General features: G+C 44.8%; 26 protein-coding genes. 16 read left to right on the plus strand and 10 right to left on the minus strand.

From position 1 onward, the window contains the following. Positions 1 to 158: 158 nt before the first annotated feature. Both EJP82_RS16525 and trxB read left to right on the plus strand, forming a co-directional pair. A complete protein-coding gene (locus EJP82_RS16525) occupies positions 159 to 1889 on the plus strand; it encodes a tetratricopeptide repeat protein (protein ID WP_127193183.1) in 1731 nt (576 codons plus the stop codon). Between the two features lie 183 nt (positions 1890 to 2072). Then, positions 2073 to 3020: a thioredoxin-disulfide reductase gene (trxB, locus tag EJP82_RS16530; RefSeq protein ID WP_127193184.1), complete on the plus strand. Its 948-nt coding sequence runs from the start codon at positions 2073 to 2075 to the stop codon at positions 3018 to 3020. 67 nt (positions 3021 to 3087) lie between these two features. On the opposite strand, the gene EJP82_RS16535 is transcribed toward trxB, so the two are convergent. The 5 genes from EJP82_RS16535 to EJP82_RS16555 all read right to left on the minus strand — a co-directional run bounded on the left by EJP82_RS16535 (position 3088) and on the right by EJP82_RS16555 (position 7432). Further along, complete coding sequence (locus EJP82_RS16535; protein WP_127193185.1) at positions 3088 to 3690, minus strand: response regulator transcription factor; 603 nt, start codon at positions 3688 to 3690, stop codon at positions 3088 to 3090. Then, positions 3687 to 4826 (minus strand): sensor histidine kinase, encoded by a 1140-nt coding sequence (locus EJP82_RS16540; RefSeq protein WP_127193186.1) that lies wholly within the window; start codon positions 4824 to 4826, stop codon positions 3687 to 3689. Before EJP82_RS16540 ends, EJP82_RS16535 begins: the two co-directional genes overlap by 4 nt. A gap of 6 nt (positions 4827 to 4832) precedes the next feature. Beyond that, on the minus strand, positions 4833 to 5573 hold the full coding sequence (locus EJP82_RS16545) for an ABC transporter permease (protein WP_127193187.1): 741 nt from the start codon (positions 5571 to 5573) through the stop codon (positions 4833 to 4835). Positions 5574 to 5575: 2 nt separating this feature from the next. Next, positions 5576 to 6484: an ABC transporter ATP-binding protein gene (locus EJP82_RS16550; protein WP_127193188.1), complete on the minus strand. Its 909-nt coding sequence runs from the start codon at positions 6482 to 6484 to the stop codon at positions 5576 to 5578. A gap of 192 nt (positions 6485 to 6676) precedes the next feature. Then, positions 6677 to 7432, minus strand: a complete 756-nt coding sequence (locus EJP82_RS16555) for an MBL fold metallo-hydrolase (RefSeq protein ID WP_127193189.1) — start codon at positions 7430 to 7432, stop codon at positions 6677 to 6679. A 130-nt stretch (positions 7433 to 7562) separates the two neighbouring features. On the opposite strand from EJP82_RS16555, the gene EJP82_RS16560 reads away from it, so the two are divergent. Beyond that, entirely contained in the window at positions 7563 to 7991 is a 429-nt protein-coding gene (locus EJP82_RS16560; RefSeq protein WP_127193306.1) for an Lrp/AsnC family transcriptional regulator, read from the plus strand. Between the two features lie 56 nt (positions 7992 to 8047). On the opposite strand, the gene EJP82_RS16565 is transcribed toward EJP82_RS16560, so the two are convergent. The 5 genes from EJP82_RS16565 to EJP82_RS16585 form a co-directional block, all read right to left on the minus strand. Further along, on the minus strand, positions 8048 to 8788 hold the full coding sequence (locus tag EJP82_RS16565) for an ABC transporter permease (protein ID WP_127193190.1): 741 nt from the start codon (positions 8786 to 8788) through the stop codon (positions 8048 to 8050). Position 8789: 1 nt separating this feature from the next. Then, complete coding sequence (locus tag EJP82_RS16570) at positions 8790 to 9503, minus strand: ABC transporter permease (RefSeq protein ID WP_127193191.1); 714 nt, start codon at positions 9501 to 9503, stop codon at positions 8790 to 8792. Then, positions 9500 to 10420: an ABC transporter ATP-binding protein gene (locus tag EJP82_RS16575; RefSeq protein ID WP_127193192.1), complete on the minus strand. Its 921-nt coding sequence runs from the start codon at positions 10418 to 10420 to the stop codon at positions 9500 to 9502. The genes EJP82_RS16570 and EJP82_RS16575 overlap by 4 nt, the downstream gene beginning before the upstream one ends. A gap of 304 nt (positions 10421 to 10724) precedes the next feature. Next, on the minus strand, positions 10725 to 12113 hold the full coding sequence (locus EJP82_RS16580) for a sensor histidine kinase (protein WP_127193193.1): 1389 nt from the start codon (positions 12111 to 12113) through the stop codon (positions 10725 to 10727). Then, positions 12110 to 12787, minus strand: coding sequence for a response regulator transcription factor (locus EJP82_RS16585; RefSeq protein ID WP_127193194.1), 678 nt, complete (start codon positions 12785 to 12787; stop codon positions 12110 to 12112). The genes EJP82_RS16580 and EJP82_RS16585 overlap by 4 nt, the downstream gene beginning before the upstream one ends. A gap of 169 nt (positions 12788 to 12956) precedes the next feature. Between EJP82_RS16585 and EJP82_RS16590 the strand changes: the two genes are divergently transcribed. The 13 genes from EJP82_RS16590 (at position 12957) to EJP82_RS16650 (ending at position 24870) form a co-directional block, all read left to right on the plus strand. Then, positions 12957 to 13184: a DUF1858 domain-containing protein gene (locus tag EJP82_RS16590; protein ID WP_127193195.1), complete on the plus strand. Its 228-nt coding sequence runs from the start codon at positions 12957 to 12959 to the stop codon at positions 13182 to 13184. A gap of 97 nt (positions 13185 to 13281) precedes the next feature. Next, on the plus strand, positions 13282 to 14556 hold the full coding sequence (locus EJP82_RS16595) for a DUF438 domain-containing protein (protein WP_127193196.1): 1275 nt from the start codon (positions 13282 to 13284) through the stop codon (positions 14554 to 14556). Between the two features lie 202 nt (positions 14557 to 14758). Next, on the plus strand, positions 14759 to 15709 hold the full coding sequence (locus tag EJP82_RS16600) for an ROK family glucokinase (RefSeq protein ID WP_127193197.1): 951 nt from the start codon (positions 14759 to 14761) through the stop codon (positions 15707 to 15709). A 51-nt stretch (positions 15710 to 15760) separates the two neighbouring features. Continuing rightward, complete coding sequence (rapZ, locus tag EJP82_RS16605) at positions 15761 to 16663, plus strand: RNase adapter RapZ (protein WP_127193198.1); 903 nt, start codon at positions 15761 to 15763, stop codon at positions 16661 to 16663. Positions 16664 to 16681: 18 nt separating this feature from the next. Then, positions 16682 to 17668, plus strand: coding sequence for a gluconeogenesis factor YvcK family protein (locus EJP82_RS16610; protein WP_127193199.1), 987 nt, complete (start codon positions 16682 to 16684; stop codon positions 17666 to 17668). Between the two features lie 5 nt (positions 17669 to 17673). After that, on the plus strand, positions 17674 to 18603 hold the full coding sequence (gene whiA, locus EJP82_RS16615) for a DNA-binding protein WhiA (RefSeq protein WP_127193200.1): 930 nt from the start codon (positions 17674 to 17676) through the stop codon (positions 18601 to 18603). A gap of 108 nt (positions 18604 to 18711) precedes the next feature. Next, complete coding sequence (locus EJP82_RS16620; protein ID WP_091235902.1) at positions 18712 to 18981, plus strand: HPr family phosphocarrier protein; 270 nt, start codon at positions 18712 to 18714, stop codon at positions 18979 to 18981. A 160-nt stretch (positions 18982 to 19141) separates the two neighbouring features. Beyond that, positions 19142 to 19894, plus strand: a complete 753-nt coding sequence (locus EJP82_RS16625) for an SIMPL domain-containing protein (protein WP_127193201.1) — start codon at positions 19142 to 19144, stop codon at positions 19892 to 19894. Positions 19895 to 20068: 174 nt separating this feature from the next. Continuing rightward, positions 20069 to 20758, plus strand: a complete 690-nt coding sequence (locus EJP82_RS16630) for a FadR/GntR family transcriptional regulator (RefSeq protein ID WP_425464352.1) — start codon at positions 20069 to 20071, stop codon at positions 20756 to 20758. Beyond that, positions 20758 to 21969, plus strand: coding sequence for a CynX/NimT family MFS transporter (locus tag EJP82_RS16635; protein ID WP_127193203.1), 1212 nt, complete (start codon positions 20758 to 20760; stop codon positions 21967 to 21969). Before EJP82_RS16630 ends, EJP82_RS16635 begins: the two co-directional genes overlap by 1 nt. Before the next feature lie 281 nt (positions 21970 to 22250). Continuing rightward, entirely contained in the window at positions 22251 to 23219 is a 969-nt protein-coding gene (locus EJP82_RS16640) for an ABC transporter ATP-binding protein (protein ID WP_127193204.1), read from the plus strand. After that, positions 23216 to 24064 (plus strand): ABC transporter permease, encoded by an 849-nt coding sequence (locus tag EJP82_RS16645; RefSeq protein ID WP_127193205.1) that lies wholly within the window; start codon positions 23216 to 23218, stop codon positions 24062 to 24064. Before EJP82_RS16640 ends, EJP82_RS16645 begins: the two co-directional genes overlap by 4 nt. Then, positions 24064 to 24870, plus strand: a complete 807-nt coding sequence (locus EJP82_RS16650) for an ABC transporter permease (RefSeq protein ID WP_127193206.1) — start codon at positions 24064 to 24066, stop codon at positions 24868 to 24870. The genes EJP82_RS16645 and EJP82_RS16650 overlap by 1 nt, the downstream gene beginning before the upstream one ends. The last annotated feature ends 23 nt before the right edge of the window (positions 24871 to 24893 follow it).

A 24893-nucleotide genomic window follows, 5' to 3' on the forward strand; every position in this document is an offset into this window, starting at 1 on the left:
AAGGATCATATAAAACTAGTAATTAGCAGTTAAGTATTGCCCTACATGTCGATAATAACCACTTGCATACAGGATGGGAGGAGCGCTTTCACTATGGTATACTGTTTGGAGAGATAGGTAGGATTAAAGACTTAGAAGATATGAAGGAGGTGCCTTGCATGAAAGAGAAAAATCAGCCGGCGGAGAGCGCGGGATCTAATGTGCTACCCATCTCCATGGATGCGGGCTTTTTCTTCCAGAGAGCCGTCTCTTCATTGGACCGCTATCACTATGACAAGGCATTGAAATATTTTCGCAAAGCAGTGGAATATGAACCAGAGAACCCGGTTAATCATTGCAATATGGCGGGGATCCTGTCAGAAATGGGAGATTATGAGGCTTCAAATGCCGCACTATCTGTCGTTCTGAAGGAGATCGATCCGTCTATGACGGAATGCTATTTCTATATGGCGAACAATTATGCGAATATGGACTTGTTTGAAGCGGCTGAAGAGGCTTTGGTGAAGTATTTGGAGGAAGATCCCAATGGTCAGTTTCTAGGGGAAGCCGAAGAGATGATGGATCTATTACAATATGAACTTGATCGACCTACCAAACTGAAAAGTATTAAATCCAGAGAAGGTTTTGTAGAGCATGATCAGGCTCGGGAACTGCTAGAAGAAGGTAAGTTCATCCAAGCGGTGAAGCTACTGGAGGGAGTTGCCGAGAAACATCCTGATTTCCTTGCTGCGCATAACAATTTGGCACTGGGATATTATTATCTTGGTCGGTTCGCGAAGTCGAAGGATACGATCTATGGGGTGCTAGAACAGGAGCCAGGTAATTTGCATGCTCTTTGTAACCTCGCGATATTCTACCAATATGAAGGACAAGAAGAGTTGCTTCAGGAGCTTACTGGACGCTTACGTAAAGTGGTACCGTTCCATCAGGAGCATGTTTTTAAACTAGCAACGACTATGGGAATCTTGGGCGAACATGAGGCAGCTTACTCTCATTTCAAAAGATTACTGCAAGATGAGGAAGTTAATTATGATCCTTGTCTATATCATTATGCTGCAGTGGCGGCATACCATTTAGGTCGCTATACGGAAGCTAAGAGATTGTGGCATCAAGTGAAGAAACTTGATCCTGATTCCGTTATCCCCATGTTCTATTTAAGCCGGATCGAGGGGATAGCAGCCGGAGAGCAGGCTTTACCGATTAGTTATAATTATCATCTTCCATATGAGGAGCAGTTCAGGTTATGGGAGAAGTCGAAGGAATGGCTCCCTAGTGATATGGGAGAGAATCCGATGATTCGTTCTTCTTTCTTCTGGGCACTTCGCCATGGCGATTACAATACAAAACTGCAAGTTATTCAGGCCTTTGGCCGGATCGCTGATAAGGAAGTAGAGGAAGCGTTGCAGGCATTTCTACTTGAGCCGGAAGAGGATCAGTATTTGAAGGATATGGCCCTTTTTGTACTCCGTAGCTTGGGTGTTAAGAAACTATTACCGATGATATCGGATGGCATAACGATAATGGTCGATCCAAGTAAGGTGCCCTCTGAGTTACCAGAATGGAAGAGTGAGTGGCAGTCTGTTGTGGATCTGGCGTTATCAAATATGAGAAAAAACTATGATCTTCAGCAGCGGCATGATCTGGAAACGTTGTGGGTTGATTTTTTGACTCGACTATATCCGGAGACTCCCGTTATACGTCATGTTGAAGGCTGGGCTGCGGCGTTAGAATATTTAACAGCGAAAATGCATGACCGCTCAGTCACGTACGAGGATGTAGCCAAACAATATGGTGTTTCGGTATCTACTGTCCGTAGATGCGTTGGTCGTGTGAATGAAGTGTGCGGGGTTAAGGACAAGATGGAGTCTTTGTTTCCATCAGTTCAGTAGTATTAGGGTTATAACGTGAAGTGAGCATGAACCTCCATCTTTGCTTGAAAGAGGGTAAGATAGGACCCTTTTGGGCAAAACTTGTTATAAGTGTATGTTCAAAAAGTCGGCTACTCAGTACCGAGCGCACGCGTTACTTTGTGATCAATTCTTATTTTCAAGCGGGAGGTTTAAGTTAAATCCATGTATAAATCTATTGTTATTGGAACGGGTCCAGCAGGTTTAACGGCTGCCATTTATCTAGCAAGGGCTGATCTGAATCCGATCGTTATTGAGGGAATTCAGCCGGGGGGACAATTAACTACGACCACCGAGGTAGAGAATTTCCCTGGGTTTCCACAGGGGATTATGGGTCCAGAGCTCATGGACAATATGCGTAAACAAGCCGAACGCTTTGGTGCTGAATTTAGGAGCGGATGGGTTGAAGAAGTCGACTTCACTAAACAGCCTTTCAAAGTGAAGGTTGAAGGTGGCGATGAGCTGGAAGCAGAAACCGTCATTCTGTCGACAGGAGCTTTGGCCAAATATCTAGATATCCCTGGTGAGCAGGACAATATTGGACGAGGGGTTAGCACCTGTGCGACTTGCGATGGGTTTTTCTTCCGAGGGAAGAAACTTATTGTAGTCGGAGGTGGGGACTCTGCGATGGAGGAAGCTAGCTTCTTGACGCGTTTTGCGTCCAGCGTGACGGTGGTCCATCGGCGGGAAGAGCTACGGGCATCCAAGATTATGCAGGAACGTGCCAAGAACAATGAGAAGGTACACTGGGCACTGGGGCGTACGCCGCTAGAAGTTGCCACGGATGAAAAAGGTGCTGTCATAGGTTTGAAAGTGCGTAATAACGTAAGCAATCAGGAAGAACTAGTCGAGGCGGATGGAGTCTTTGTCGCTATAGGGCATACGCCGAACACGAAATTTTTGGGGACTCAGATTGAGATCGATAAGCATGGCTACATTGTAGTCATGCCTGGAACAAGTGAGACGAACATACCCGGTGTCTTCGCATGTGGAGATGTGCAGGACACGCGCTACCGTCAGGCGATTACGGCTGCAGGATCTGGATGCATGGCTGCGATGGATTGTGAGAAGTTCTTGGAAGGTAGCATGGTTCACGATTGGAGCAAGAATTAGAACAAAGGCTGTCCCAAGTAGGTCAAGTAGATGACCCATGGGACAGCCTTTATGTATATTGAAGCTGCTAAATCCAGCCTTTCCCTTCGGCAAGACGAACGGCCTCGATACGGCTCTTCACTTCCAGTTTGTTCATGATTTCCGAAATATAATTGCGGACCGTCCCATAAGAGAGATGTAGAGAGTCGGCGATCTGATTAGCGGTCTGACCGCCAGCGGCGAGCTTCAGAATTTCTCTCTCCCGCTCCGTTAGTGGATTGTTCTCTTTGATGCTGCCGAAAATAAGTTCTGGAGATATTTCTCGGTGCCCTGCCATGACACGGCGGATCGATTCAGCTAGCTTATCGCTGGATTCGTCTTTGAGTAGATAACCATGGACTCCCGTTTTGATGGCACGCTCGAAATAACCGGGACGAGCGAATGTTGTCAGAATGATGATTCGACAGGGGCATGAGTTCTCTTTTAAAATATCAGCGACATCTAGCCCGCTCTTCAAAGGCATCTCGATATCCATCAGACATACGTCCGGCTGTATCCGCTCGATTAGAGAGAGAGCTTCTGCTCCGTCTGCTGCCTGTCCGATGACCTCAATGTCATCTTCCAGATCTAGTAGGGAAGCGAGCGCTCCTCGTAGGAGTCGCTGGTCTTCAGCGATGATAATACGAATCATGCGGTCTCACCTTCCTTCCGTTCCTTAACGATGAGGGGGACTGTAACAAGGAGCCTGGTTCCCCCTTTTTTACCCGGAGATAATCTTAAGGAGCCCTCAATGAGGGAGAGGCGCTCAGCCATGCCCTTTAGTCCGTTACCTTGAAGGGATTCATCTCCCTCATGTTTCAGTCCAACGCCATCATCTTCAATATCAACCCTCACATCCGCATCGGTGACTCCAATTCGGATCAGACAATGCTCAGCTTGGCTATGCTTCACAATATTCGTCATGGCTTCCTTGATACATAAGCTAAGGATATTCTGAGTTAGATCGGATACTCCCTCCAGATTTGCATCCCCTTCTACTTCAAGAGCGATATCCGCTGATTTTAGTATCTCTCCAGCTCCGGCAAGCTCCTCGGCCACGGTAATAGCACGCATATCGGATACTAATTCCCGAACTTGGCGAAGTGCCGCTCTTGAGGTCCGTTGGATTTCCCCTGCTTCAAATTGAGCCCGCTGGGGATCTTTAAGGGCGAGCTTCTCAACAAGCTGACTTTTTAAAGTGATGAGGGACAAGGTGTGTCCGAGCGTATCGTGTAGATCCCGGGCAATCCGCATCCGTTCTTCTCGCTTGATCAATTCCTTGATCTGGGCATTCGCTTGATCCAGTTCCTTCTCTAGATTCTGACGTTGATTCATGGAGCGGATTCCAAATGGGGAAATCATCATAATAATAAGGAAGGGGAGCATGAAAATTAGTGCTGGACCCTTAATTTGGTCCCAAACAAATACCAGCGGCAAGAGCTCTACAGCGGCAAATACGATCATAGCAATATTAAATCTACGTTTCTCCGTAAAATAACCTATAAAATTGGCGGTGAAGAATCCCATGTACAAGTTATATGGATTATAGAACACACTCATGATGACGATAATCAGCATTTGTATTCCAAGCCAGGTCGAGAAAGTAGACGTAGCCCAGTACAACTGACGGTAAGTCACTACAAACAGCGCGATGAGTGCGTACCCTAGAAATAGCTTAACCCCGGTTTCGCTACGGATATTAAAGATCGGTAGGATAATATAAACTAACCAAATGAAAGGGTAGAATCCTAACCTGCTAGGGAAAAGATGAAATCTCTTACGCGTCATCTCATATTACACCACTTCCTGTTTTTTCCGGACATACGTGGATAATATCATAAATATAACGAGGTAGCCCAGTGAAATGATGATGTTACTCCATTCTGGGGAATGCCCACGAACAATTTGCCATGCTCCATTTCCGTAATTGTAGGAGGGAAGCCATTTACTAATATGCTGCATGATTTTTGGTAATACCTCGATGGGCATCCACATACCGCCTGCTACAGCCAAGGCCATATAGACTGCGTTGCTGACACCGCTGGCAGTATCCACGCGTTTCATCGCTCCAACGAGCGTGCCGATGGCGAGGAAGGGGAGGGAACCGATGAGGATCCATAGACCAGAAGATATCCACTGAGAAGCTGACAATGAGACACCGTTCATTAAATAACCTGCAAGGAATATCAAAGTAATCGAGAAGATATGCATCATGGTTTGACCGAACATTTTACCTAGAAAATAGATTTGACCTGGTAGTGGAGTAATCTGCATAAAGGTAGCCCAGCCTTGCGTCCGTTCCTCGACGAGCCTAATTCCGAAGGTCATAATCGATGATCCCATGACACTGAACGTAGTCATAGACATCAGGTAATGCGCCTCCCATAGCTTGGAATCATCGCCTCCTGTATTTACGACTCGGGTGAAGATAAAGTAGAACATGATCGGCATCAACAGAGACCAGAATACATAGTAAGGATTCCGAAATATCCGCAGTAACTCCGCTTTACATTGCATCAGTACCTTTTTTTTCATAGTTAGACTGCCTCCTCATGGTTCTGGGTCAATTGTTCAAAAGCCTCATCGAGACGTCCCTGATCAATTCTCACATCGCGTACAGGTAATCCTCCGGTAAAAATAGCTGCTAGAACGGAGTCCGTATTGTCCGTCGTTACGCAAATTCTACCGTCCTTGTCATAACATTCCGCTATTGAAGGTAGAGCGATCAGCCGTTGCCGGAATTCAGGGCTATCTTGATCGGAGAGGAATGACAGTGAACGTTTCACAATGCGGGATTTGATCTCTTCAGGTGTTCCGTCTGCTACGAGAGCACCCTGGCTGATTAGAAGAATGCGGTCAGCGGCATCATCGGCTTCCTGTAAATAGTGGGTCGTGAATACGACCGTTTTACCTTGTTTGGATAGTTCACGAATGCTCGCCCAGAATTTACGTCGTGCAGTTGTGTCTAGGCCAACCGTAGGTTCATCGAGGAATAGTAATTCAGGGTTACCGGCTAGTGCGAGTGCAAAGCTTAAACAACGCTTCTGTCCGCCGGATAACTTCTCTGCATAGCGGTTCAAGTCGCTTGGAGTCAGTCCGGTTAGGTTGATCAGAAACTCCATTTCCATGGGATTCGGGTAATAGCTGCGAAACAGTTCGATTACTTCACGTACCTTGAGGCGATCAATGACACTAACTTGTTGTAGCATGGCGCCGATCTTTTCTCTTACCTTTATATCTTTGGGATGTTGCCCAAAAATCTTTACGGTGCCTTGTGTGGGTTCCAGCATGCCTAACATCATGGACAGGGTTGTGGTTTTACCGGCTCCGTTCGGGCCGAGAATAGCGACAATCGAGCCTTTATGAATGTTGAAACTGATATGATCTACAGCTTTTTTTTCCTTGAATGATTTGCTGATCTGGTTCATCTCTACAATGACTTCCATCGAAGTTTCGCCTCCATTTATTAACAACGTGTTTTGCTCTTCCTTAAAGATATATGAATAGAAGGTATGACGTTAGTAAGGACTGTCATGAAATGAAGGTGACAACTGTCATAAAAGCACATGGAAATAACCCCCATATATACAGTAACATTCCTGCACATACGGGGTATGGGATTCTTCACAGATAACAATTTACATAAAATCTATCCATTGCCCATCTTCAGGAATGAATACCTGATCGGCTAGCTTCTCCATTTCAAGGCGCTCACGCAAATCAGAACGTGTGACAAGACAGTGATTGATGGCATCCATATGTCCGGCGATAACTTTTGTGTCCGGTGCGTAACGACATAGGGTTACTACATCATGATCATCCATTGTAATGGGCTCACCCATTACAAATCGTGCACCACCAGCGTTAACTACTGTGATGTCTGGGTGATGGGCATCCAAAGCTTCGCGAACATCGCTACACCAAACGGTGTCTCCGGCAATATATAACTTAGGTTCGCCCTCTGCTTGTAGAATAAACCCTGAAACATTACCCGTGAGCTTCCTGATTACTCCTTTTCCGTGCTTCCCGTTAGTGCGAGTCAGAAGAATACTATGAACTTTCAGCTTATCAGTAATCGGAGTGACACTTTGAAATCCAACAGCTCGAAGTTCCTTCTCATTACCGGGCTGGCATAGGATCGGGGTAGACTTGGGTAATTTATCAACTGCTTCTGGATCCCAATGGTCGTTATGTAGATGAGTTACGATTATAATATCAGGCTTCAACCAATAATCGATGGGAAAGGGCAGTGAGATGAGCGGATTTCGTTTATTATTTGGCGTTTTTACGATCGGAGGATATACTCCGGCTTCTCCGAGCATCGGGTCAACGAGGATATTATAACCACCATAATTGAGCCAAAGTGTAGCGTGCCTTACAAGTTGAAATTTCACTGAATACACACTCCTATTCTCCTAAAAACTGTATGCTACAATCATAACAGAATAGTAATATGGCTAAAGTAACCTATTGAAAAGAAAAACGGCGATTTGCTTACGTCATGAAAGGAGTATTACTTAAATGATGAATCATCCCATGATTGACGAGACGGACTTGGCTATTTTGCAGTTATTGCTGAAGGATGCAAATCTTTCATATAAAGAAATCGGACAAGGTGTTCACTTGACGGGTCAGGCGGTGGGGGCACGTGTGCGTAAGTTGGAGGATCTAGGCGTAATTGAAGGATATACTTTGCGTTGGAATCCTGAGCGTCTTGGGTTAGTGGTTCGTGCTTTTGTGACGGTATTCATGAAGTCAGGCTTGGCCCATCAAGCATTTCAGGACTATATCGCCGACAAAGATAGCGTGACAGAAGTACACCGTGTTAGTGGGGAAGGGTGCTACTGGATGTCAGTCCGAGTGGACACGCTGGCCCGGTTAAACGAACTTCTAGACGTCTTGCTGCAGTTTGGAAATTATAAAGTTAGCCTGTCCATAGGTCAGGTGAAATAAGTGAGGTCATTCAGCCCGGAATGACCTCTCCTTTTCCCATGATGAAGTGTGAAGTCCTAGATCTCTTTGCGACGAAAGTAAACGAGACCCGCGGTAAAGAATAGCGTAAAGCTGCCAAGTATGGTGATAGTTAGACTTTCAAGTGGAATATTAAAGGCTCCAAAATCCATTTGTCCGTGTGGTAACATCGCAAGAAGGGGCTGTGCCCATGGATAGAATGGCCCAATTTTATCTGAGTTTAGGATTAGCATATTGGGAATAGTTAGCGAAACATTGAGTGCTAACGGGGCCGCGAAACTGGCCCAACCCAGTGAGACACCAAGTTGAAGTGCTGCAAGCGGCATACAGGCGATCCAGCCGCCAATGATACTAATGGAGATCATGCTCCATGGTATCGGATAAGAAATGGCTAAAGACCAGCTTACAAATAACATACAGATCAGAAGGAACAGTTGGCATAGGGCTAGCAAAGTCATGACAACGGTGAATTTGGCCAAATATACAGCAGTACGTGAGACGGGTAGGACAAGTAGTTGCTTCCAACCTCCACCCGTGTGCTCATAACGGCAAATAAATGCCGAGAACAAACCAGCCATAATTGGCAAGAAGAACATGCCATGGACGAATGACATACTAGCGACTAGATTCGGCCATGGATCCATCCCTTCGGGGGGCATCTGTTCCTGCAGGAACCCTGCAAACATAGCGATCAGGGGACTGACGATGGTCACGAGCCAAAGATGTGACTTGGACATTTTCAACGATTCAGCAGACAGTATTCTTAGAAAAGTCCTCAACTTAATCCACATCCTTTCGATTGAAGTGAACCAATCCGATTAACATAATGATGAATCCAAGACAAAGTCCGGCTGAAATAAACCATGCCTTGTCGGGGCTCGCATAACCCATTACTGGCCAATTGAGCGGGAACCATTCAGACAAGTTGCCGGCGAATGGGGACACAAGGGCAACAGTTACTCCTAATGAGACAGGCAAGGCTTGATTGCGGAAGCTTAGCGACAGCCAGAGCTGTAGGGCTAGCATGGGTAGCGCCGCGAAATAAGGGAAGAAACCCAGTTTGATCGTATCTGTCAGCGGGAAGGAGGACCCAAAGCCAAAGACTAGGCCGAGTATAATCGTTGCAAGCGACAGGAGTATACAGGACATAGATAGTAGAATAAAGCATAGGGTGAACTTAGCGCTGAAGACTGCACTTCGCGAAATCGGCAGGGCAAGCAGTTGCTTCCAAGAGCTCATTTGATGCTCTACATTAGCTACTAGTGAAGCAATGAGTGTACAACCGAGATAAAGAGCGATGGGAACGAAAAGTGAAATATTATCGATTAATCCTCCCCAGAGATCATCAGCATATTGCTTCTTCATATAATCAAAGCGGATTCCGAAATTGAGCGCCTGCATGGCTACGAGACCAAGTGGGGCTAGAAAGACTAGGAACCAAATTCCTTTCCTACGAATCTTCAGGAAGTCCGCTGATAATGAGCGAATCATCATCCCGTCTTCCCCTCCCCAATTACCCGCATGAAGATGTCCTCCAGCGATTTCTTCTTTTGCTCGATTCGATAGATTTCATGTCCATTCTCTACCAACCGTTTGACTAGAAGAGCGACTTCTGGGTCTTGCATACCAGGGAAGGTTAGCGCACCTGCCCGCAGAGTCCCAGTAGCTCCGAATCCTAGATCACGAGCCAACCACAGGGCTGATTCCGGTTCTGAGACGACCAGATCCATATCGTGTTGGGATTGGAGGAGTAGGTTCTGAATCGTATCTTGGAATACCATCTCTCCTTCGGAGATAATACCTACCGTATTTGCCATTTGCTCTATTTCTCCAAGTAAGTGGCTGGAGATTAACACGGTGATACCGTGTTGTCCTGGCAGACTCTTGATAAGCTCGCGGATTTCTTGAATACCCGAAGGGTCGAGGCCGTTTGTTGGTTCATCCAATATAAGGAGTTCTGGATTACCTAGTAGGGAGGCGGCAATGCCTAGCCGCTGTTTCATGCCAAGAGAGAACCCTTTGACTGGACGGCGGGCCTCCTTACTTAAAGAGACGATCTCTAATACTTCATCAATTCGTGATTTTTGCGTACCCAGAATTCGGCGAATAGCCTCCAAATTGTCGATTGCGCTCAGATGTCCGTAGTACGAAGGGTATTCCACTAGAGAGCCAATTCTTCTAAGGATCTCAAGCTTGTCTTTGTGCAGTTCACGGCCAAAAATTCGTATTGACCCTTCTGTGGGTTGGATTAGCCCAAGCAGCATTCGGATAGTAGTTGTTTTACCAGCTCCGTTGGGTCCGAGGAATCCATAAATATCACCTTGGGAGATTTGTAGATTCAAATTGTTTACTGCGGCGCGTCCGCGATATTTTTTGGTTAAATTCTCAGTCTGAATGATTATTTCACTCACAATTTATCACCTCGATAAGCATCATATCGTCCTAAGTTTAAAAACAAGGGTACCCCAAGTTTAAATTTAGTTTAAAAAACTCTAGCATGTCAGCGTAGGTGCGAAGTAAGAAAATCGTACCGAATCTTGCCAAATCGTAAAAAAGCCACGACTCCTGCAGGTTTCTACTGTAGGTAATCGTGACTTTATTGGTTTGTATCCCACGGTATAGTGGGGGGAAGCAGAGTTCCGCAAAAATTAACGGAAGTTTTTCCCTCTAAAACAGAGTAATCAGACAAAATAGAACGTCGGCAACTATTAATCGCTAGACTGGATAAATATAGATCGATGTCCCCTCACTCGAAGACTCTGTGTCCCGGATAAGCCCCATCTCCTGCAGTAGAAGGTCGACGATGGGAAGCCCCAGCCCAGCGCCCTTAGCAGGGGAAGTACTTCTCATACCTGGACCCTGGTCGGATATAACGAGTGCTACTGTTCCTCGCCACTTGGTCAAGCTAATTCCGACATAACAACCACCGCTAGCATGGCGAACGAGGTTCTGAAACAAGTTATCCAGCACACGGCGCAGTCCTTGTTCATCTACGTTCCAATGTAGAGGTTCATCGGGGAGGTTGATATCGGCCTCGATGCCCGCCTTTTCCCATACAGGATACCAGGCTGCTGCACTTTCTCGTACGATTCGCAGTATATCTTGCCTCTCTAGTGACAAGGCGTATCGGCCACTGGCGAGTAAGTTATAGGAAAGTAGGTGGTCGATCAGACCATCCAGATCTCCAATCTTCGTCTCCATGAGGGAGAGAGAGTGTCGTCCCTGCTCTGAAAGTGGTTCTTTGGAAATGGAATAAAGATGGCTGGCCAGCACCGTAAGTGGCGTCCGCAGGTCATGTGATAGATTACTGATTAAGCTTTTGCGAAGATTTTCTTCCTCTTGCTCCCGTTTCTGGCTGTCATTCAGTTCGTCAACCATGTGGTTAAATGCAGTTTCTAAGCGCCCAATTTCATCCGGTTTTCCCTCCTGAATGAGAGCGGGAACCCCGTTCTCTCCGGTATGTGTCATAGCGGCTTCGAGTCGTAGTAGTCGGTGCCGGATGTCCCGGAAGAAGAAGTACGATAAGAGAATGAAGAATATGAGCATTAACGAGAAGAAACCAAATAAGAAACGTGTATCACTTGGTCGTCCCTCAGAAACTATATTCATAAACTTACGAGGTAGTTCAAACACCATGAACCCTCGCCCAGGTTCTTCTTCTCCATCGATAAAGGCCACGATTGTAAATGGATCGGCGTCAACTCGTTGTTTCATAAAGGTGATTGCATCCGATATGGACCATTTCAAAGGTAACGTTTCTTGTTGTGGTAATTGAAGGCGAGTTGTTCCTGTCTGATCGACCCAGAAGAGAGATGCGTCGGGGTACATGGTCTTTAGTTCTTCTAACCGTTTATTTATTTCTTCAGGTGTCGACGTGGAGAGCGCTAGGGCTTCCTTGTGCCATAGAGACTCCAATTCTTTCCCGGATTGATAGACAGGGTTTCTTTCGACCTTGGGCATGGGATAAAGGATACGATTCACTCCCCAAGAGGCAATAAGGCTGATCGGAATGAGTACGGGTATGAACAGTAGGGCTACAGCAATAATTAGGATAAACCTGGTTAGCAGTGAGCTTCGGTACTTTTGAAATGGTCTTAATCTCATGCTCTCACCCGATAACCGATACCGCGGATGGTCTCAATTATCTCGGGAACGGCAGGATCACGTTCAAGCTTTTCTCGCAAATGGCGAATATGTACCATCAAAGTTTTGTCTCCGTCCAGATAAGTGTCTCCCCATACTGCCTCGTAAATTTGCTCCTTCGTCATAATTTGTCCCAAATGACGCAGTAGATAGTTGAAAATATTAAATTGCTTACCCGTTAAAATGATCTCTTCGCCCGTATCTTGATTTACGATCCTATTCTCCTTCTCATGAAAAAGTAGATGTTTGATTTTGAGCGGTTCAGGTGATGGAGATCCTGTTCTCCTCAGTAACACCTCAATGCGTGCAATCAATTCATCAGGATGAAAAGGCTTGGTTAAATAATCATCTGCGAATTGCAGCCCCTGTAACTTATCATCTATTGAAGTTCGGGCGGATAGCATCAGAATGGGAAGCAAAGGATACTGTTTTTTAAGTCGCTGCCCTACAGTGAATCCATCAAGTCCTGGAAGCATGACATCTAAGATGACGAGCTGGTTAGAAGAAGCCTCTTCCAAAGCGCGTTCCCCACTGGTTAGCCAAGTTACAATGTATCCTCGTTCCTGTAGATTCCTGCAGACCCAGTCACCGATTTCAAGGTCGTCTTCAATATATAGCAAACTTGTATTAGTCATAATTTGATCCCTCCGATTCTTCACATCTATCATTCTTGCAAATTTATGTCTAAAAATAAACTCCCTTTTACAAACATTCTTATACTTGTGACTGTAATCACAAGGTCGTGTTCTTGTCTGTGTTACTTTTTGATTGAGAAAGATTATCAATAAAGTCAGGTGGGATCCTATGGGTAAACTCATTGATTTGCGTAAAACCGTATATGAACTGTGTTCAGCCGATCCTGAGATTATGAACATCATGGTGGAGCTGGGTTTTGAACAGTTGGCCAAACCGGGGATGCTGCAGAGCGCTGGACGTTTCATGACCATTCCCAAAGGAGCTAAGCTTAAAAAAATAAATCTTGAACACATCAAATCGATATTTCGCGCGCGAGGGTATGAGATAGAGGAATGAGTTACGCTAACAAAACTAGGTTTACGCTTACGAAGTAAGTTTTGTCCGCTCCATATTCATAGATGCTATGCAAACAAAACTTTTAGGAGGAACAATCATGAGCGAATTAATCAATAACCGTGAATATACGGTGCCAGAACAAGGACGCCGCCAAGAGATGTTGAAGGAAATTATGAAGGATCTGCATGCAGGGAAGAGCGTTGAAGAGGTGAAGGCGCGGTTTCAGGAAGCTGTAGGCGATGTGACAGTCGAGGAAATATCGGCCATGGAGCACATGCTGATGGAGGAAGAGGGGATTCCGGTATCCGAAGTGCAGCGACTTTGCTCCGTGCATACCGCAATTTTCAAAGGATCGATTGAAGAGATTCATCGCCCTTCGAAGCCGGAGGAACAACCGGGTCATCCAGTGCACACATTTAAGTTGGAGAACCGTGAGCTTGAGCGACTGGTCAACTTCAAGCTAGAACTGCATAGCGACAAGTTCCGTGAGGATGATAATGCCGAAATCATGTATAAATTGATAGAGGATTTAAATCTACTATTGGATATCGACAAACACTATAGCCGCAAAGAAAACTTATTGTTCCCTTATTTGGAGAAGTACGGTATATACGGTCCGACGAAGGTCATGTGGGGTGTCGATGATGCGATCCGCGCGATGATTAAGGAAGTCAAAGGTAAACTAATGAAATATGATGGTGACAAAGAGACCCTTAGTATGGACTTGACTCGGATTATTTCGGAAGTAAATGAAATGGTCTTTAAAGAAGAGAATATTCTAATTCCGATGGCGCTAGGTAAATTGACTGAGGACGAGTGGGTAAAGATTGCAGAGGAGAGCGACGAAATTGGCTTTTGCCTAACAGCTCCAGAGGCGAAATGGGTTCCAGAGCGCGCCTCTTCGCCTGATCTCGGAACAGTGAGCTCAGAGGAAGCAGAACAAGCGGGTGACGCTGATCAGTTACGCCAAGGCTTCATCAAGTTTGATACGGGAATATTATCCTTAGCGCAGTTGGAAGGAATAATGAATCACCTACCGATAGATTTGACGTTTATCGACGAGAATGATGTAGTTCGGTATTTCTCACATGGTAAAGAACGGATTTTCGCTCGTACTAAAGCGGTGATCGGACGGACGGTTCAGAATTGCCACCCACCTCAAAGTGTGCATATCGTCAATGAGCTACTGGCTGACTTTAAGTCAGGCAAAAAAGATGCGGAAGACTTCTGGATCGCGATGGGGGATAAATTTATCTATATCCGATATTTTGCTATTCGTGGTGAAGACGACCAATATATGGGGACCTTGGAATTCACACAGAACATCGCCCCAATTCGCGCACTAGAAGGACAGAAACGGATCATGTCTTAAGCACCGAATACACCGCCTTTATGCTCGCTCCTTGCGAGATTTAGGGGGTGTTTTTTTGCCTATATGTGATCTAGATCATTCCCTTAAAGCCTTATGATTACTGGGTTTCTGATTGTCGTCTTCTATTGACCGAATGGGAGGGTTCGCTTATAGTTGGTACGTAGGAATAAACAAATTATTAATGAAAAAGGTGGCTTGTGAAATGTCTGAAAAAATCTACATTGGCGTTGACCTAGGCGGGACAGCGATTAAAGTCGGTATTTGTGATGAAGAAGGACATCTTCTTCATACCTATGAAGGACCAACCGAGACCGAGAAGGGTCCTGACGCGATCGTTAACAATATCGAGCGATATGTCCGTCTCATTGTGGAACAATCTCCGTTTGATTGGGAGCAAGTGGCAGGCGTCGGTGCTGGTGTTGCCGGCTTTACTAACGTACGCGAAGGGATAATTATCTTAGCGCCGAATGTAGGTTTGCGAGATCTTCACATTCGTAAGATTCTGGAGGAACGTTTAGGCAAGCCCATCAAAATAGATAATGATGCTAACGTTGCAGCACTTGGAGAAGCTTGGGGTGGTGCAGGTAAAGGCATCGACAATTGTGTGTGCTACACGCTTGGTACTGGCGTTGGTGGTGGTATTATTATAAATGGTAGCATATATCAAGGTTTCTCTGGTTTGGCTGGCGAGCTCGGTCATATGTCCGTTGTCCCTGATCTGGAAGCCATCCAATGTGGCTGTGGCCAAATGGGATGTTTAGAGACCGTGTCTTCGGCAACCGGTATTATTCGCATGGCCAAAGACGCTGTAGCACGTGGTGATCGTACTTCGCTTGCACAGGTAGAGAACATCATGGCGAAGGATGTATTTGATGCAGCCAAAGCTGGCGATGAAGCAGCGGTGCGTATTGTTAACCGTGCGGCATTCTATATCGGCAAGTCACTGGCGGCTGTCGCTGTCGTGCTCAATCCAGAAATTTTCATTATTGGTGGCGGGGTTTCCAAAGCGGGTGACATCTTGTTTGATGAGATCCGTAGTGTGTGTGCGAAACTTACACCGGAACCCGTTCTTAAGGGCTTGAAGATAGTTCCTGCAATGTTAGGTAACGACGCCGGAATGGTTGGGGCTGCTGGATTATTTATTCGTTCGTAGAAGGATATAGATATATATAGGAATAGGAGAACTTTGCGAGGAGGGAAATGAATGCCGGATAAGGAAGACACTACAGTTTCTTCAGTATCTAATCTTATTATTATTACGGGGATGTCAGGTGCAGGTAAATCTCTTGCTGTACGAAGCTTGGAAGACCTTGGTTTTTTTTGCGTAGACAACCTACCTCCGGTACTGATTCCTAAATTTGCTGAACTGATTGAACAATCCAAAGGGAAAATCGCAAAAGTAGCATTGGTCATCGATCTGCGCGGTCGGGAGTTCTTCACGGCCTTGTCGGAGTCGTTGGGGTATGTGAAGGAGCACTTCACAATTAACTGTGAAATTCTGTTTCTTGATGCGATGGATTCGATCCTCGTACAACGATACAAGGAGAGTCGTCGTCGGCATCCACTTGCACCGGAAGGTATGCCGCTGGATGGTATCACTTTGGAGCGTAAATTGCTGGATGAGCTTAAGGTATCAGCTACTCAGGTGATTGATACTAGTAATATGAAGCCAGCTCAGCTCAAGGAAAAGATCATTTCCCGATTCTCGCATTTGGAGAGCAGCACTTTATCAGTCAATATTACCTCCTTTGGGTTCAAATATGGTATTCCCATTGACGCAGATTTAGTGTTTGATGTCCGGTTTTTGCCAAACCCTCATTATATTGAACAGCTAAGACCAAACACAGGACAAGACAATGATGTATATGAATATGTTATGAAGTGTCCAGAGACACAGGCATTCTTAATTAAGTTACTCGACATGCTGCATTTTCTACTGCCCCAGTATCATAAAGAGGGTAAAAGCCAGGTCATTATTGGGATCGGTTGTACGGGAGGTAAACACCGTTCAGTAGCGGTCGCCGAATATTTAGGCCGGATGCTCGGAACAAGCGAAACGGAAACGGTTCGAGTAAGTCATAGGGATTCCGATCGAGACCGGCACTAAGAGGTGAATTATTAATTCATGAATCGGACAAAAGAAGGAAGAATTCCACGAATTGTTGTGATGGGTGGGGGAACAGGCCTATCTGTCATGTTACGCGGCCTCAAAGAAAAACCACTTGATATTACAGCCATTGTCACAGTAGCTGATGATGGTGGTAGTTCTGGGATACTGCGGAATGAGCTACAGATGCCGCCTCCTGGTGATATCCGCAACGTGCTAACTGCGCTTGCGGACGTTGAGCCACTATTGTCCGATATGCTAAGTTACCGTTTTTCAACCGGTTCTGGACTAGCAGGACACAGTTTGGGTAATTTAATTTTAGCGGCAATCACGGATATTTCAGGCGATTTCGTCACGGCAGTCCGGGAGCTTAGCCGCGTCTTTGCCGTTCGTGGGCGTGTCCTCCCAGCTGCAGGTCAGGCAGTCGTGCTACATGCAGAGATGGAAGACGGAAGTATTATCACGGGCGAATCAAAAATACCGGAAGCTCAAGGCAAGATCAAGCGGATCTTTCTAGAACCGAAGGAAGTCGAGCCCTTACCGGAGGCGGTTGAAGCGATTCGTGATGCCGATGCGATTCTAATTGGGCCCGGTAGCCTGTATACTAGTATTATTCCGAATTTGCTGGTACCCAAGTTGGCAGAGGCCGTTCTAGAGAATACCGAAGCGATCAAGATTTTTGTGTGTAATGTGATGACCCAGCCGGGAGAGACAGATGATTATACCGTCAGTGATCACTTGCAGGCGGTTTATGATCATGTAGGACATCATTTGTTTGATTATGTCATCGTCAATGATGGCGAAATTCCACCGCAGGTTCAGGATTTTTATGCGGAAAAGGGCGCGAAACCTGTCCAAAATGATTTGGATGTGGTTACAAGCCGAGGCTATAAAGTTATCGCTGATACGTTAGTGCTATTCCGTCGGTATTTAAGACATGATGCTGACAAACTAAGCCATCACATTTTTCAATTGGTGGACAACTGGATTTTACGAAAGAGGTGAGTTCCTTGTCATTTGCGGCGCAAACCAAAAAAGAATTAACCATGGTCGAAGCTGAGCCTTGCTGTGAGCAAGCCGAGTTGTCCGCACTCATTCGGATGAACGGTTCGGTTCAAGTGTCGAACAAGAAGGTTATCTTGGACATCTCTACGGAAAATGCCGCGATTGCAAGGCGAATATATTCGTTACTCAAGAAACATTTTCAGGTTCATACCGAACTACTAGTCCGTAAGAAGATGCGCTTGAAGAAGAATAATGTATATATTGTGCGGATTCCGGTTCGTGTTCAGGAGATCCTTAAACAACTGGACATCGTATCGGAAGGATTTATTTTTACATCTGGGATTAATAGCGAGATGACCCGGAGAAACTGTTGTAAGCGGGCATATCTTCGGGGTGCGTTTATGGCGGGGGGGTCTGTTAATAATCCAGAGGGTTCTTCTTATCATTTAGAGATCGCCTCGATGTATGAAGAACACTGTAAGGCTCTAGTTGATCTAGCTAATGAATTTCATCTGAATGCTCGTTGTATTGAGCGTAAGAAGGGCTTTATTTTCTATATCAAGGAAGGCGAGAAGATCATTGAGTTGCTGAGCATTATCGGAGCCCATCAAGCATTGTTTAAGTTTGAGGATGTACGAATCATGCGTGATATGCGCAACTCCGTGAATCGAATTGTTAACTGTGAGACAGCTAACCTGAATAAGACCATCGGTGCAGCGGTTCGGCAGATTGACAACATCAAGTTACTTCAGCAACAAATGGGTCTGCAAAATTTACCCGATAAACTCAGAGAGGTAGCTGAGGTGCGGCTGGCGAATCCTGATATGAATCTCAAGGAAGTCGGCGAGCTACTGAAGGGAACGGTTAGTAAGTCAGGAGTCAATCACCGACTACGCAAAATAGATGAGCTTGCGGAAAAAATTCGCGGCGTCTAATCTCTTTTGCTAGTGTGTTACTGTCTGTGTATGTTATACTGATATAAATAATAGTGTCTATGATGTGAATTTTGATTTCATTGAATTAGTAATAGGGGGTAAGGTTTCATGGTTAAAAACCCGGTAACCGTTCGTTTAAAGACGGGACTTCACGCCCGGCCGGCGGCGCTTTTCGTACAAGAAGCGAATAAATACTCATCTGAGATTTTCGTTGAGAAAGATGATAAAAAAGTTAATGCCAAGAGCATCATGGGAATTATGAGCCTTGCTATTAGCACTGGAACTGAAATTTATATCAGTGCAGAAGGCGCGGATGCGGAACAGGCTGCAAACGCTTTAATAAGTTTAGTCAGCAAAGAGGAATTGGAGAACCAATAATCGTTCTCTTTGCAGGTATTATAAGGGGATAGTACCGGTTGATTTATCAACTGGAGCTATTCCTTTTTAATTTATTTAAAATTTTAGAACCAGTGTTGCAACATTTGTCCAGCGTTTTCGTTTAGAAGTTAAACTTATCAATAAATGGAGGGTATGACCAATGAAAACCTGGCTAAAGCCTGTTGGCGCAGTTCTAATTGCAGGTACTATGCTTGTTGGAGGAACAGTACTAATGGGGTCGTCTAATTTGTCCAATGCAGTGTATGCCGATGAGGTACAGAAGAATGTAATTAATGTTGTAGGAAGCGGAGAGATATCTGTTAAACCTGATATTGCCTACCTATCCATTGGTGTACAGACAGAAGCTGCAACTGCAAAGGAAGCACAAAGTGCCAATGCGGCTAAAATCGCTAAGCTGAACACATTGCTTAAAGATACATGGAAAATCAATGCGAAGGACATTCAAACAGGACAATTCTATGTGCAGCCAAATTACACATATACCGAAAAGGAAGGACAGAAGGTGAAGGGTTACACTGCCCAGCATACACTTCAAGTTTCTTACCGTGATCTCGATAAAATTGGGCAATTGCTTGACGCCGCATCGACTGCAGGGGCCAATGTGATTAATAACATACAGTTTGCTACGGAGAATCCAGATCAGTTTGAAGAGCAAGTGATTCAGAAAGCGATGGCTAATGCCAATATGAAAGCATCTGCTATTGCCAAGGCTGCAAATCGCCAAGTGGGTATCGTACTGACTGTGACTCAATCGAGTAGTGGACCGGCGGTATACAATCAGAATTATGTGATGAAAGAGATGGCAATGGATACCGCGGGTGCAAGCACTCAGATTGAGGCAGGCGAAATCAAAGTAAATACGACTTTAAGTGTAACTTATGAAATGAAGTAGCCTACTTATAGGCACAAAAGTGAGACTGAGACATCGCTAACATGTTTAATGGCGGTGATCTTGGTCTTTTTGTATGCATATGTTGCGAGATCTTCCAATACCTTACGGTTTCCAAACTAAATAAACTATGATAAGATAACTATCTCACCAATCATCCTATGTTTGGAGGTTTAAATCTTGTTACAAAAAACGACGCGTCTTAGCCTTGTTGATCAAGTCATCATACAAATTGAATCTTTGATTGAATCGGGCTCTTGGATGGTAGGAGCAAAAATTCCGCCTGAGCCGGATTTAGTCAATGATTTGCAAGTTAGCCGTAATACATTACGTGAAGGGATACGGGCGTTATGTCATGCCGGAGTGTTAGTGACGAAGCAGGGAGACGGTACTTATGTATCTTCTAACAGCACACTTGGGGTGGCTATTCAACGACGTGCCCGCAAATCAAGCTTGTTGGATACGCTTGAGGTTCGGGGTGCTCTGGAGCGAGAGGCTGCGAAGTTATCTGCTGAACGGCGGACGGAAGAGGATGTAGAGAGAATTCGCTTTTATCAACAGGAGTGCAATTCTTCTAGCGTAAATGGAGACTTAAAGCGATATGTAGCTGCAGACATTAAGCTGCATCAGACCATTGTTGAATCAACCAGAAACCAAATGCTAATTGACTTATATGAGCATATAACGGATGCCATGCAGGATTCGATTACTGCTATTTTAAAGAAGCAATTTGCGGGCAACCTCCCACCGAAACAGCATGATGAGCTAGTAGATGCCATAGTCGCACAAGATGCTGATACGGCAGTAAGGGTTGTACAGTTTTTTATAGATGAGCTGAAAAGAGCAACTGAGATGGAGGAAGTTTAATGAATTCTATATATAATAAGCTTGCGCCTAAAGGAGGAGCAACTTCAACTTCTACAGGATGGCTACTGCTCATTGGGGTTATTTTAATTGCAGCGAATTTACGAGCCCCTTTGACTTCAGTAGGCCCTCTGATTGAGACGATTCGGGCTGACTTAAGTATATCGAATACATTAGCTGGATTGATTACGACGATTCCGCTAATCGCATTCGCATTACTCTCACCGCTGGTCCCCAAATTAGCACGCCGGTTTGGAATGTCTCCTGTTTTGTTTGGAGCGTTAGTGTTGTTGATTATAGGTATTGTGATTCGTTCGGCATGGAATATTGGATCATTATTGCTCGGGACATTTATTTTGGGGTTAGCGATATCTATTTGCAATGTATTAATGCCTAGTCTGATCAAAGCAAAGTATCCCTTGAAAATTGGCATAATGATTGGCGTTTATTCGGTTGCGATGAATCTTAGTGGTGCTATTGCATCTGGGATCAGTGTACCGTTTGCTAACCAAATGGGATTAGGTTGGAAGGGTTCTTTGGGGATATGGGGGATCTTAGCATTTGTAACCCTTCTCTTTTGGATTCCCCAACTAAGGGGTCAGCAACAAAAAGCGAAGATCATGACCTCGAACGAAAAACAAACGAATTTATGGAAGTCTCCGCTTGCTTGGCAAGTGACTGTATTTATGGGACTGCAATCAATGATTTTCTATGTGGTTATTGCTTGGCTTCCGGATATTTTGAAAACTCAAGGGATAAGCGCGGATTCCTCCGGCTGGATACTTTCCTTGATGCAACTCGCTTTACTTCCTATTACTTTTATTATGCCTATTGTGGCTGCACGCATGAAAAATCAAGTTTCTCTAATGATCGTGACGTGGCTTTTCTTTTTTACTGGTATTGTTGGGCTGCTTTCGGGAAATCATTTAGTTCTTCTTTGGGCGATTTTAATCGGGATCGGTGCAGGTTGTTCATTCAGCCTAGCGATGACATTATTCGGACTGCGAACTTCTAATGCGCGTGATGCCGCAGAGTTATCGGGTATGTCCCAATCTGTAGGTTATCTATTAGCCGCACTAGGTCCTACATTATTCGGTTATTTGCACGATTTGAGTAATGGATGGAATGTACCGCTGATCGTATTACTGGTTATAACCTGTTTCTTACTCATTTCGGGTATTGCTTCCGGCCGCAATCGATTAATTGGGGAATAAAATGTATAATAAGAACCCTCATTTGAATAAAATGGGAGAGTGTTCTGTTTTTTATTTCACATCATGTCCAAATACCTCCCTATTCATGTCGAAGTACCTAGAAAAGTGTTGTAACCCGTGCCGAAACAAGGTATAGTAAATATGCAAAAAATGAAACCTACGACATGCAAAAGCCATACCAATGGATATGGTTTTTTTTTCTTAAAATAGATCATAGTATGGATGTTCATATAAATACTTTAAAACACACATCAAATACATTCAAAGGAGTTGGGGCATACATGATTGAACTCGTCCAGGTTGAGAAGCGATTTGCGGGACAAGTCGTTGTGCATCCACTATCACTTACCATAAAGGAAGGGGAATTCCTAACCTTACTGGGTCCAAGCGGCTGCGGCAAGACTACGATTCTTCGTATGATTGCGGGATTTGAGCAACCGACAGATGGAAAAATCCTACTAGATGGTACAGATTTGACAGACCTACCTCCGAATCGTCGGGATCTGAACTTGGTCTTTCAACATTATGCCTTATTTCCGCATATGACGGTTGAAGATAATATTGCCTTCGGACTAAAGATGAAGAAGATGCCCGTGAAGGAACAACAGGAGCGTATTCAGGAAGCTGTCACGATGACACAGTTAAATTCACTTACGAAACGTTACCCACACCAATTGTCCGGTGGACAACAACAACGTGTGGCAATTGCTCGTGCAATTGCGAATAAACCTAAGGTTTTACTGTTAGATGAGCCGCTTGGTGCGTTAGATCTGCAATTACGGAAGAACTTACAATCCGAGTTGAAGCAATTACAGCGGAGTCTAGGTATTACTTTTGTATATGTTACGCATGATCAAGAGGAAGCGATGATGCTATCCGACCGGATCGTAATTATGAATAGCGGACAAGTGGAGCAGATCGGCACACCACGCCAGATCTACGCAAATCCAACTACGCTGTTCTCAGCTACATTTGTAGGGGAGAATAATATTTTCTCTCGTGACGGTAAGATGTTTGCGATTCGTCCAGAGAAGCTGCGGGCACTACGTGATGTTGAGGGTGCTAAACGCACCGGTGAAGTGCTTGACGTGCATTACCTAGGAAGTGTCCATAAGTTAGTCGTACAACTCGATAATGAGCCGATGACGGTCTCGATACTATTTGACTTCAATGACAATCGCCCATGGGAAGTTGGAGAAAGAGTTGGGGTGGATTGGAAGTCGGAAGACGAGGTGATTATCGGATCATGAAGAAATCGAACCTGAGTGTATTGCCGGTAATCTTATGGCTGTGCCTGTTTCTGGTCGTTCCTATGTTAATCGTAGTGGGAATCTCCTTCATGGGGCGTGACGACCTCGGCAATGTGGTGTTAGATTTCAATCTGGAATCATATTCCAGGTTCTTTGATCCGTTGTATCTGGGTATTTATTGGGATACTATCGTATTGTCAGTGTTAACGACGGGTCTATGTCTTCTACTCAGTTATCCGCTGGCTTATTACATTGCAAATGCTGGACCCAAAATGCAAACATGGGGACTCGTGTTGATTACGATTCCTTTCTGGATCAATTTCCTGATCCGCACTTATGCTTGGGTGCTATTGTTACGTACACAAGGAGTCGTGAACAATGTATTACTCGACTTTGGTCTAATCCAAGAGCCGCTGCAGATGTTGTATACGAAGGGCGCAGTTCTACTCGGAATGGTCTATACTTTTATCCCATTTATGGTGTTGCCTCTTTATGTGGCACTGGATCAGATGGATAAGAAGTTGCTCGAGGCAGCAAGCGACCTTGGAGCGTCAAGATGGAAATCGTTCTGGCATATTACACTCCCCCAAACCAAGTCAGGTATTATGACGGGTTCGGTACTGGTGTATGTATCAACTACAGGTATGTTTGTTGTTACTGATATTTTGGGCGGATCCAAGTCCTCCATGATTAGTAACATTATTCAAAGTCAATTTCTAGGAGCGAGGAACTGGCCGTTTGGGTCCGCGCTTTCTGTGATTTTCGTCATTACGTCGCTTATTATGATTGCCTTATTTAATCGGGCTTTGACATCTAAACATATGAAAACAAAGGAGGGGCGGTAATGAAGAGTAAAAATCACCCACTTCTTGGAATTCATTCCTTAATCATGATGGTGTTCATTTATGTACCGATTGCTTTTATTATCGCCTATTCTTTTAATAGTTCTCGGCTTGCTGCTGATTGGAGCGGGTTCACATTCGATTGGTATATCTCTTTGTTCGGCAATCGACATGTGATGGAGGCGCTTAGCAATAGTTTGATCATTGCTGTTGTTTCGACCTTAGTCTCTACAGTACTGGGTACGATCTCTGCGTTAGCTATACGAAAATTGGGTAAAAAGATGAAGGTGGGATTTGGCGGTCTGCTATATCTGCCGATTATTATCCCCGACATTATAATGGGTTTGTCTTTGTTAGTATTGTTTAACCAATTTCAAATGCCACTTGGCAAAATTACAATTATCATCGCCCATATAACATTTAGCATGTCATACGTGCACGTTGTTATCACCACTCGGTTGATCGGAATGGGCAATCAGTTGGAAGAGGCAGCGAGTGATTTAGGTGCAGGGGCATGGCAGACTTTTCGCTATGTAACACTACCGCAGATATTCCCTGGGATTATTGCTGGGGCACTCATCGCGTTCACCTTGTCGTTAGATGACTTTATGGTCAGTTTCTTTGTAAGTGGACCTAGTTCAACTACATTGCCAATTTATATTTATGGCCAGGTGAAGAGAGGTATTTCCCCGGAAATTAACGCATTGTGTACAATCCTAATATTAGTTAGCGTAACCTTGATTTTCTTGGCACAATTTATGTTAAATAGAGGTAAAGGGCAGAAAAAACAATCCGTGCTTCCTTTTTAAAGGGACACGCTTAGGAAAGAGAG

It is taken from the genome of Paenibacillus anaericanus, from assembly GCF_003994475.1.
Lineage (GTDB): Bacteria > Bacillota > Bacilli > Paenibacillales > Paenibacillaceae > Fontibacillus > Fontibacillus anaericanus.